General features: G+C 62.4%; 8 protein-coding genes. 6 read left to right on the plus strand and 2 right to left on the minus strand.

Annotated features, from left to right (window positions below):
- Nucleotides 1-140: 140 nt before the first annotated feature.
- Nucleotides 141-1,376, minus strand: a complete 1,236-nt coding sequence (locus tag QMX91_RS24520) for a M20/M25/M40 family metallo-hydrolase (RefSeq protein WP_134786763.1) — start codon at nt 1,374-1,376, stop codon at nt 141-143.
- 208 nt (nt 1,377-1,584) lie between these two features.
- Complete coding sequence (locus tag QMX91_RS24525) at nt 1,585-2,658, minus strand: diguanylate cyclase (RefSeq protein WP_096796510.1); 1,074 nt, start codon at nt 2,656-2,658, stop codon at nt 1,585-1,587.
- A 282-nt stretch (nt 2,659-2,940) separates the two neighbouring features.
- Here QMX91_RS24525 and QMX91_RS24530 point away from each other — a divergent pair, with 282 nt between their 5' ends.
- The 6 genes from QMX91_RS24530 (at nt 2,941) to QMX91_RS24555 (ending at nt 10,796) form a co-directional block, all read left to right on the plus strand.
- Nucleotides 2,941-4,392: an NAD(P)/FAD-dependent oxidoreductase gene (locus tag QMX91_RS24530; protein WP_223009542.1), complete on the plus strand. Its 1,452-nt coding sequence runs from the start codon at nt 2,941-2,943 to the stop codon at nt 4,390-4,392.
- Between the two features lie 21 nt (nt 4,393-4,413).
- Nucleotides 4,414-5,340 carry an alpha/beta fold hydrolase gene (locus QMX91_RS24535; RefSeq protein WP_223009550.1) on the plus strand — a complete coding sequence of 309 codons (927 nt, stop codon included), beginning with the start codon at nt 4,414-4,416 and terminating at the stop codon, nt 5,338-5,340.
- Between the two features lie 207 nt (nt 5,341-5,547).
- Nucleotides 5,548-7,047 (plus strand): glycolate oxidase subunit GlcD, encoded by a 1,500-nt coding sequence (glcD, locus tag QMX91_RS24540; protein WP_223009552.1) that lies wholly within the window; start codon nt 5,548-5,550, stop codon nt 7,045-7,047.
- Nucleotides 7,047-8,096, plus strand: coding sequence for a glycolate oxidase subunit GlcE (gene glcE, locus QMX91_RS24545; RefSeq protein WP_223009554.1), 1,050 nt, complete (start codon nt 7,047-7,049; stop codon nt 8,094-8,096). The genes glcD and glcE overlap by 1 nt, the downstream gene beginning before the upstream one ends.
- A 2-nt stretch (nt 8,097-8,098) precedes the next feature.
- Nucleotides 8,099-9,319 (plus strand): glycolate oxidase subunit GlcF, encoded by a 1,221-nt coding sequence (glcF, locus tag QMX91_RS24550; RefSeq protein WP_282413516.1) that lies wholly within the window; start codon nt 8,099-8,101, stop codon nt 9,317-9,319.
- 88 nt (nt 9,320-9,407) lie between these two features.
- Nucleotides 9,408-10,796, plus strand: a complete 1,389-nt coding sequence (locus tag QMX91_RS24555; protein WP_282413517.1) for a VOC family protein — start codon at nt 9,408-9,410, stop codon at nt 10,794-10,796.
- Nucleotides 10,797-10,879: the final 83 nt, after the last annotated feature.

Below are 10,879 nucleotides of genomic sequence, written 5' to 3' on the forward strand. Positions count from 1 at the left end.
CCTGACCCGCCGCCTTCGCGAGCAAGCCCGCTCCCACAGTGGATCTTCAGTGAATACAGCAGTGGTGTTCGGCACAGATCCATTGTGGGAGCGAGCTTGCTCGCGAAGGCGTCAGTTGCAGCACCGCCAATCCGAGGGAGTCAGCGCTTGGCCAGTTCCATGATCATCCGCGACAACAGATAAATCCGTGGCGCCACGCTCGCCACTTCGGCGTATTCCTCAGGCGTGTGGATATTGCCGCCGACAATCCCGAAACCGTCCAGCGTCGGCGTACCCACCCCGGCGGACAGGCTGGCATCCGCCGCGCCACCACTGCCCTCTTCGGTCAGCTTGCGGCCGATCTCGCCGTAAATCCCTTGCGCCATGGCCATCAAGCGATCCGACTCCGCCGTTTGCGGCATCGGTGGCAGGCCGCGTTTGAGGCTGGTGGTGACTTCGGTTTCAGCGATCAGCTTATCCTGCGACACTCGCGCCAGGTCTTTCTCGATCCGGTCGAACTCTTCCGGCACCGCCGCACGCACGTCAGCCTTGGCGGTGGCGTGATCCGGGATCACGTTGGTGCGATCACCGGCCTGAAGCACGGTGAAGTTGATCGTGGTTTTCTTCGCTTCGTCGCCGAGTTTGCCCAGTTGCAGAATCTGGTGCGCCGCTTCCATCGCCGCGTTCCGCCCCAGTTCCGGCGCGACTCCGGCGTGCGCCGCCTTGCCTTTGACCTCGACCAGCGCCGTCGCACTACCTTTGCGCCATACCACCAACCCATCGGCCGGACGCCCAGGTTCAAGGTTGAGGGTCACGTCATGCGCCTTGGCGGTTTTCTTGATCAGGTCGGTGGCGACGTCGGAGCCGGTTTCCTCGCTGGCGTCAAGCAGGAAGGTGATTTGCGCGTAATCCTTGAAGTCGAGGTTCTTCAGAATTTTCAGCGCGTAGATCCCGGCGACGATGCCGCCCTTGTCGTCCATCACCCCGGGCCCGTAGGCGCGGCCGTCCTTGATGTGGAACGGGCGCTCGGCCGCGGAGCCTTCCTTGAACACCGTGTCCATGTGCGCCATCAAAAGGATTTTTGCCTTGCCGGTGCCCTTGAAGGTCGCCAGCACGTGGTTGGATTTTTCCGGGGTATTGGGTACCAGCTCGATGGTGGCGCCGAGCTTCTTCAGCTCATCGATGGCGATCTCGCTGACTTGTTTCAGGCCCGGTTCATAACCGGAACCGGAGTCGATGTTGACCAGCCGTTCCAGCAGTTTCAGGGCTTCGGGCTGATACTGCTCGGCATCCGCCAGCACTTGCTTGTGCGGTTCGGCGAAGGCGCTGGCGGAGCTGAGGACGAGGGACAGGCCGAGACTGGCGGCCAGCAGCGAGCGGGGGAATGCGAACGTCATGAATCGATCCTTGTTTCGCGTCGGGGGGACTCAAACCGTACCTGACATCGACGCAAGGCTCTATACCGGATGCGACATCTCTGCGGCCGACACCGAACACTTGTAGGCCTTCGCCTGCTCGCGACAGCGGAGTGTCAGCCGACATCAATGCCGCTGACAGAACGCCTTCGCGAGCAAGCCCGCTCCCACAGGGGACGGCGGTGATAGATCAGACCGAATCGAGCAGTTCCTGCTTCGGCAGATCATCACTGTTGCAGATCACCCGATTGCGCCCGCTCGCCTTGGCCTCGTACAGCGCCTGATCCGCATCATTGAGCCAACGGGTCGCGTCGCCGTGTGCCGGTTCGTAAGCCGCCAGACCAATGCTCAGACTGACCTTGAGCGCCGGGTTCTGCTCGTAACCCAGGGTGGCGAAACGCTCGCGCAAGGCTTCCATGGCCTGCGCGGCATTGAACAGCGGCAGGTCAGGCAGGATCACGCAAAACTCATCGCCGCCATACCGCCCGGCGACGTCCGCAGCGCGCAGGTTCTGCTTGAGCATTTTGCTCAACTGGCGCAGCACGATGTCACCCGCCACATGCCCGTAGGTGTCGTTGATCGCCTTGAAGTGATCGATGTCGATCAACGCGATCGCTGCGCCCTGCTGCTGCCGGCGGCAACGTTGAAAGGCGATTTCCAGTTGATCCTTCCACGCGCCGTGATTGAGCAGTCCGGTGAGGCTGTCGGTGCGACTCAGGGCCAGTAGCTCACGCTTGTGCAGGCCCAGCGTGTAGGCCTGGCGAAAGCAGATCCAGCCCAGCGCCAGCGGGTACAGCATCAGCAACGGCAGGCAGGCATAAAGCTGCAGAGGCGAGGTTTGCGGGATGAACGCCGGGGCGAAAACCACCAGGCCGACGCCGATACCGAGGATCTGCGCCGCCAGGCCTGCGGCGAGAAAACGTAATCCGCCGATGGCGACGTTATTCATCGCCATCATCGAAATGGTGGTGGCACTGGGCAGCGGATTGAACTGCATGGCGGCGACCCAGAAGCCGCCCATAAAGGCATCAACCAACAGATTGCGGTGTTCCGCATGGTAAGGAACGCTGGCACGACGGGCCCATTGAAACGCCAGGTGCGGCCAGAGCAGGCCATTGAACAGCATCAACGCCCAGACCCACAGCGGCGGGTCTAGCGGGTACATCGCCGCGCTCACGCACAACAGCCCCAGCACCAGCCCGAGGGTTCGCGATGTATAAAGCCTCCTGGCCAATGAAAGTCCCTTTCCCCCCTTGTTTCGCATAAGGGCCTCGACCACTCAACGGAACCTGCACACACCGTCAGACCGATGTGCAGGAAGTCTAACAGGCAGCCGTTAAATAGCCATCGCCGGCCAGCCACCCGCCTCCACTTATCCCACTGTGGGAGCGGGCTTGCTCGCGAAAGCGGTCGTCCAGTAAACATCCCTGTGTCTGACACTCCGCTTTCGTCGGAACGCAGCCGGAGCAAACCCGCTCCCACCCGGCAAATTTTTAGCTATACCTGAAAGGACGAAAACGGAAAAACAACTATAAGAAGGAGGCCCATGCAGACCTACCGAGTGTTGATCATCGGCAGCGGTTTTGGCGGCCAATGTGCAGCGGTCAACTTGCTCAAGGCCGGAATCGACGATTTTCGCCTGCTGGAAAGAAGGGACTTCTTCGGCGGCACCTGGTGCCAGAACACCTACCCCGGCGCGGCGGTGGATGTGCCGTCACCGCTGTACTCGCTGTCCTTCGCGCCGTACCGCTGGACGCAGATGTTCGCCGCCCAGGCCGAATTGCATCGCTATACCGAACACGTCATCGAGCGCTTCGGCCTGCGCGAGCGCGTGGAGTTGCAAACCAACGTCGAACGCATCGAATGGGACGACGCCGAAAAGCGCTGGGCGTTGCATACCAGCAAGGGGATTTTTTACGCGCAGTTCGTGATCAACGCCTCCGGGCCGTTGAGCCAACCGGTGATCCCGCCCTTCCCCGGCCAGGATCGCTTTGAGGGCAAGACTTTTCATACCAACAATTGGGATCACAGCTACGACTACCGCGGTAAACGCGTGGCCATCGTCGGCAGCGGCGCCAGTGCCGCCCAGGTGATTCCGGCGATTGCTGCCGAAGTCGAGCAATTGCACGTGTTCCAGCGCACGCCACATTGGGTGCTGCCGCGCGCCGATCGCACGTTCGGGCCTTTCCAGCGCTGGCTGCTGGGTGTCAAACCGGCGTACAAGCTGCTGCGCTGGCTGCTCTACTGGCAATTCGAAACCCGGGTGATCGCCTTCAAATACTCGAAACCCGCGATTCACCTGGTTCAGCGTCAGGCGCTGCGTTTTCTCAAGCAACAGGTGCCGGATCCGGTATTGCGCGCAAAACTCACACCGGACTTCACCATCGGTTGCAAGCGCATTCTGCTGTCCAGCACCTATTACCCGGCGCTGACCCGGCCCAACGTCACGTTGCACAGCCGTGAGCAAGGCATCGCCGAAATCGATGAAACCGGGATCACCACCACGGACGGCCAGCACATCGATGTCGATCTGATCGTCTGGTCGACAGGCTACGACGCCACCGACGGCGTGGTCTCCTATCCGGTGACCGGCAAGCACGGCGTGCAACTCAAGGATGTCTGGGCGCAGTACCCGCGCGCCTACCTGGGCACCAGCCTGCCGGACTTTCCCAACCTGTTTATCGTCACCGGGCCCAACACCGGCATCGGGCATACCTCGGCGCTGTTCATCATCGAAGCGCAGATGAATTACATCCTCGACTGCATCCACACCCTGCAGTCAAAAGGCCTGCGCAGCATCGAAGTGCGCCCCGCAGCGGAACGTACCTACACTGCAATGATCCACCGTGAGATGGAACGCACGGTGTGGAAGTCCGGCGGCTGTCACAGTTGGTATCAGAGCAAGAGCGGTCATGTGATCGCGATATTTCCGGGCTTCAGTTTCAGCTACTACCGGTTGACCCGGACGCTGAAACCGGCTGACCACATTCTGTCCTGAACACGTAAAAGGAAGACGTCGATGCTTGTGCTGTTTGTCGCTCTCGCGGTTTTCGTGGCCTGGAGCTGGTTGAGTTATCCAGCGATCGGCCATTGGTTGTACGACCTGAGCACGGCGCTCGAGGCCAAGTTGTACAAGTTGCACAAAATCGAGGTGCCGATTGCCGAAATGACCGTCTCGACCTGGCAGGGTGGTCCCTATGAAGCGGCCAGCGCGATCCTGATGCTGCACGGCTACAGCGCCGAGAAGAATCTGTGGCTGCGCTTCGCCAGGCATTTTGTCCGCCAGTACCGGGTGATCATTCCGGACATCGCCGGTCATGGGGAAACCGGGTTCAAGGCCGGTGGCGGCTACGACATTGCGCTGCAGGCCAAGCGCATGATCCAGCTGCTGGACGTGTGCGGCGTGGAGAAAGTCCACGTGATCGGCAACTCGATGGGTGGCTACATCGCGGCATGGCTGGCAGCAACTTACCCGGAGCGGATCGCCTCGGTGGCGCTGATCGACCCGGCCGGCGTCACCGCGCCGCAGGCCAGCGACATGGAGCGTCATCTGGCCCGTGGGCATAACCCGTTCCTGATCAACTCCCGGGAGGAATTCCGCCAGTTTTACGCAATGACCATGGCCTCGCCACCCTGGGTGCCTGGGCTGGTGCTGGACGCCATCGCCCGGCGATACGAACGCCAGCGCGATGAACTGGAAGAGATCTTCCGCGACTTTCGCGCCAGCCCACCCATGGAGCCGAAACTGGCCGAGATCAAATGCCCGGCGCTGCTGCTGTGGGGGCGCAAGGACCGCTTGATCGACGTCAGCAGCGTGCCGGTGTGGAGCAAGGGCATCGCCAATCTGCGGGTCGAAGTGTGGGATGGCGTCGGGCACATGCCGATGGTCGAACAACCGGGGAATACCGCGCGGTTGTATCGGGAGTTTCTGGGCAATCAGCGATGAGTCCCAACACTATCCTTGTGATGAGGGAATTTATTGTGGTGAGGGGATTCAGCGAAACGTCGCACCGCCCCGATGGGTTGCGCAGCAGCCCCAGTTCCAGCACTAAGCTGAATCAGACACACCGCATTCTCTGGGTTGGGGCTGCTGCGCAGCCATCGGGGATAAATCCCCTCACCACAGGTAATCACGTCCGCCGATGGGGTCGAAATGAACATTCTCTACGACGAACGCCTCGATGGCCCGCTACCGGAGGTGAACAAGGCCGAGTTGCTGAAAACCCTGCAGCGCGCCCTCCCGGATCTCGACCTGCTCTGGCGTGAAGACGAACTCAAGCCTTACGAATGCGACGGCCTCTCGGCCTATCGCACCACGCCGATGCTGGTCGCCCTGCCCCGGCGACTCGATCAGGTGCAGGCCCTGCTCAAGCTCTGCCATCAACACAACGTGCCGGTGGTGGCCCGGGGTGCCGGCACCGGATTGTCGGGGGGTGCGCTGCCGCTGGAAAAAGGTCTGTTGCTGGTGATGGCGCGCTTCAACAACATCCTGCACATCGACCCGGCGGCCCGTACCGCGCGGGTTCAGCCCGGGGTGCGCAATCTGGCGATTTCCCAGGCGGCCGCGCCATTCGGCCTGTATTACGCGCCGGATCCGTCGTCGCAGATCGCCTGCTCGATCGGCGGTAACGTCGCGGAAAACGCCGGTGGCGTGCATTGCCTAAAGTACGGCCTGACCGTGCACAATTTGCTGAAAATCGAAGTGCTGAGCATCGAAGGCGAGCGCCTGACACTGGGCAGCGACGCCCTCGACACGCCGGGTTTCGATCTGCTGGCGTTGTTCACCGGCTCCGAAGGTTTGCTGGGAATCATCACCGAAGTCACGGTCAAACTGCTGCCCAAACCGCAGGTCGCCAAAGTCTTGCTGGCCAGTTTCGACTCGGTGGAAAAGGCTGGCCGCGCCGTGGCCGACATCATCGCTGCGGGGATCATTCCCGGCGGCCTGGAGATGATGGACAACCTGGCGATCCGCGCCGCCGAAGACTTCATTCACGCCGGTTACCCGGTTGATGCCGAGGCGATTCTGTTGTGCGAACTCGATGGCGTCGAAGCCGATGTCCACGACGATTGCCTGCGGGTGCGCGAGGTCATGCTCGAGGCCGGCGCCAGCGAAGTGCGGCAGGCCCGCGATGAAGCCGAGCGCGTGCGCTTCTGGGCCGGGCGCAAAAACGCCTTTCCGGCGATTGGCCGCTTGTCGCCGGACTACTACTGCATGGACGGCACCATCCCGCGCCGCGAATTGTCCGGCGTGTTGCACGGCATCGCCCGCCTCGGCGCCGAATACGGCTTGCGCGTGGCCAACGTGTTTCATGCCGGCGACGGCAACATGCACCCGCTGATTCTCTTCGACGCCAACCAGCCCGGCGAACTGCATCGCGCCGAAGCGTTAGGCGGGAAGATTCTCGAACTGTGCGTGCAGGTTGGCGGCAGCATCACCGGTGAACACGGGGTCGGCCGCGAGAAAATCAATCAGATGTGCGCGCAGTTCAACAGCGCTGAGCTGAGCCTGTTCCACGCGGTCAAAGCCGCGTTCGACCCGCAAGGCCTGCTCAACCCCGGCAAGAACATCCCCACCCTGCACCGCTGCGCCGAATTCGGCGCGATGCACATTCATGCCGGACAACTGCCATTCCCCGAACTGGAGCGTTTCTGATGGCTGATTTCGACGCCAGCAGCGCGCTGCTCGAGCAGGTCAACCAGGCCCGGGCCAACGCCACGCCGCTGAAGATTCAGGGCGGCAACAGCAAGGCGTTTCTCGGCCGCGAAGTGGCCGGTGAAGTGCTCGACGTCCGCGCACATCGCGGCATCGTGCGCTATGAACCGACCGAGCTGGTAGTCAGCGTGCGCGCCGGTACGCCGTTGCGCGAGCTGCTCGCGGCGCTCGACGCGGCCGGGCAGATGTTGCCCTGCGAGCCGCCGGCCTTCGGCGACAGCGCCACGGTGGGCGGGATGATCGCCAGCGGACTGTCCGGGCCACGGCGGCCATGGTCAGGTTCGGTGCGCGATTTTGTCCTCGGCACCCGGGTCATCACCGGGCTCGGCCAACACCTGCGCTTCGGTGGCGAGGTGATGAAAAACGTTGCCGGCTACGACCTCTCGCGCCTGTTGACCGGCAGTTTTGGTTGTCTCGGGGTGCTCACCGAAGTCTCGCTGAAAGTCCTGCCAAAACCGCGTCAATGCCTGAGCATCCGTCTCGATATCGACTGCGCGCGGGCGCTGGCCAGATTGGCCGAATGGGGCCAGCAACCGTTGCCGATCAGCGGCGCCTGCCATGATGGGCAAAGCCTGTATCTGCGCCTTGAGGGCGGCGAAGGCTCGGTCACCGCCGCGCATCAACGGCTCGGCGGCGAGCCGCTGGATTCGACGTTCTGGCGCGACCTGAACGAGCAACGCCTGAGCTTTTTCGACGAAGGCCTGCCGCTGTGGCGCCTGTCACTGCCGAACAATCTCGGGCCGCAGGACTTGCCCGGCCAGCAGTTGCTCGACTGGGCCGGCGCGCAACGCTGGCTGAAATCCGATCACGAGCACATTCAGATCCTCGCCCAGGAACTCGGCGGCCACGCCACCAGCTTTACCCATGGTGCCAGCGACACACCGTTCCAGCCGCTAGCCCCGGCGCTCATGCGTTATCACCGGCAACTCAAGGCGCAACTCGACCCGCAAGGGCTGTTCAACCCCGGCCGGATGTACGCGGAGTTCTAGCCATGCAAACCACCCTCAGCGAAGAGTCCCGACAACTGCCGCGCGCGGCCGAGGCGGAAAAAATCCTCCGTACCTGCGTGCATTGCGGTTTTTGCAACGCCACCTGCCCGACCTATCAGTTACTCGGCGATGAACTTGACGGGCCGCGCGGGCGCATCTATCTGATCAAGCAAGTGCTTGAAGGCGCTCCCGCTACCGAGCAGACACAACTGCATCTGGATCGCTGCCTGTCCTGCCGCAACTGCGAAACCACCTGCCCTTCCGGTGTCGACTATCACAACCTGCTGGATATCGGGCGGGCGGTGGTCGATCAGGCGGTGCCGCGCCCCGCTGCCCAGCGCTTGTTACGCGAGGGCTTGCGTGCACTGGCGCCGAATCCCGGGATGTTCAAGGGTTTGCTGCGCGTTGGTACAACCTTCAGGCCCCTGCTGCCACGAATGTTCGAAAGCAAATTGCCGCAGCGCTCGTCAGCATCCGGTTCACGCCCTGCTCCGCGACATGCGCGGCGGGTGTTGTTGCTCGAAGGCTGTGTGCAACCGGGCCTGTCGCCGAACACCAATGATGCGACGGCGCGGGTGCTCGATCGGTTGGGGATCAGCGTGACGCCGGTGGCCGAGGCCGGTTGCTGCGGCGCGCTGGACTATCACCTCGACGCCCAGGCCAAGGGCCTCGACCGCGCGCGGCAGAACATCGACGCGTGGTGGCCGCACCTGGAAAACGGCGCCGAAGCCATCGTGCAGACGGCCAGCGGTTGCGGCGCGTTCATCAAGGATTACGGGCATTTGCTGGCACAGGATCCGCGCTACGCCGACAAGGCGTGGCAGATCAGCGAACGGACGCTGGATCTGGTACAGATCCTGGCCCGGGAGCCCTTGGAGAAACTGTGCGCCGCCAGCCAACGCCGGATCGCCGTGCATTGCCCCTGCACCTTGCAACATGCGCTGAAACTCGGCGGCGCGGTGGAGACACTGTTGACCCGGCTGGGCTTCAACCTCACGGCGGTACCGGATGGGCATTTGTGTTGCGGTTCGGCCGGCACCTATTCGTTGACCCAACCGACCCTTGCCCGGCAACTGCGCGACAACCGCCTCAACGCCTTGGAAAGCGATCGCCCGGACTTGATCGTCACCTCCAACATCGGCTGCCAGAATCATTTGGCCGGCGCCGGACGCACGCAGGTTGTGCACTGGATCGAACTGGTGGATCAGTCGTTGGCAGAATGAAGTTCGTAGGATTCTTCGTTTGCCGCCGTCGGCGAAGGCTGCGATCTTTTCCTCCATCCATTACGTGACCGTGGCAGGAATTTTTTTCATGACCGTGCAGCCTTTCGTCAGCCCCGACCTGATCCGCCAACGCTTCTCCAAAGCGATGTCCGACATGTACCGCGAAGAAGTGCCGTTGTACGGCGCGCTGATGGAGCTGGTGGAACAGACCAACCGCGAAGTGCTGGCGGCTCAGCCGGACATCGCACGGCAGCTCGACAGTACCGGTGAAATCCAACGGCTGGACATGGAGCGCCACGGCGCCATCCGCGTCGGCACGGCTACAGAGCTGGCGACCCTCGCCCGGCTGTTCGCGGTGATGGGCATGCAACCGGTGGGTTATTACGACCTGACTCCGGCGGGTGTGCCGGTGCACTCCACGGCGTTTCGCGCGGTGCATGAAGCGGCGCTGCAGGTCAGTCCGTTTCGGGTGTTCACTTCGTTGCTGCGTCTGGAACTGATCGAAGATCCCGAGCTGCGCGCGTTTGCCGAATCGGTACTGAATCAGCGTTCGATCTTTACCCCTACTGTCTTGCACCTGATCGAGCAGGCTGAGTCAGCGGGTGGGCTGAATGAGCCTGAAGCGGAGGAATTTGTCCTGCAGGCCCTGGAGACCTTTCGCTGGCACCACAGCGCAACCGTCACCGCCGTGCAGTACCAGACCCTCAGCGCTCAGCACCGTCTGATCGCCGATGTGGTGGCGTTCAAAGGCCCGCACATCAATCACCTGACCCCGCGCACGCTAGACATCGACAAGGTTCAGGCGCAAATGCCGGTGCATGGCATCACCCCGAAAGCGGTAATCGAAGGGCCGCCGCGTCGGCACTGCCCCATCCTGCTGCGCCAAACCAGTTTCAAGGCGCTCGACGAGCCGATCACTTTCACCGACCAGTACGACACCCGTGGCAGCCACAGCGCGCGTTTCGGCGAGATCGAACAACGCGGCGCGGCGCTGACGTCCAAGGGCCGGGCGCTGTATGACCGCCTGTTGAATGCCGCGCGCGATGAACTCGGTGACTTCCCCAACGAAGGCAACGCCGCACGCTACAACGCGCTGATGACCCAGCACTTTGGCGAATTTCCTGACAGCGTCGACGGCATGCGCGAACAGGAGCTGGCGTATTTTCGCTACTTCCCTACCGAAAAAGGCCTGACAGCGGGTAGCCTCACGTCGGCATCGCTGGAGGATTTGCTCCGTGAGGGCCACGTGAAAGCTGAACCGTTGGTGTACGAAGATTTCCTGCCGGTGAGTGCGGCGGGGATTTTTCAGTCGAACCTTGGGGATACCGCGCAGACGCACTATGGCGAACACTCCAACCGCCAGGCGTTCGAACAGGCGCTGGGGCGTGCGACCATTGATGAGTTGGGGTTGTATGCCGAGACGCAGCGGCGTTCGATTGAGGAGTGTGCCCAGGTTTTGGGCCTGAAACTGTTCTGACTGTGGCGAGGGAGCTTGCTCCCGCTGGGCTGCAAAGCGGTCCTCGTTTTGGGAGCGCTGCGCACTCCAGCGGGAGCAAGCTC

Source organism: Pseudomonas sp. PS01299 (assembly GCF_029960145.1).
In the GTDB taxonomy this organism is placed as follows: domain Bacteria; phylum Pseudomonadota; class Gammaproteobacteria; order Pseudomonadales; family Pseudomonadaceae; genus Aquipseudomonas; species Aquipseudomonas putida_A.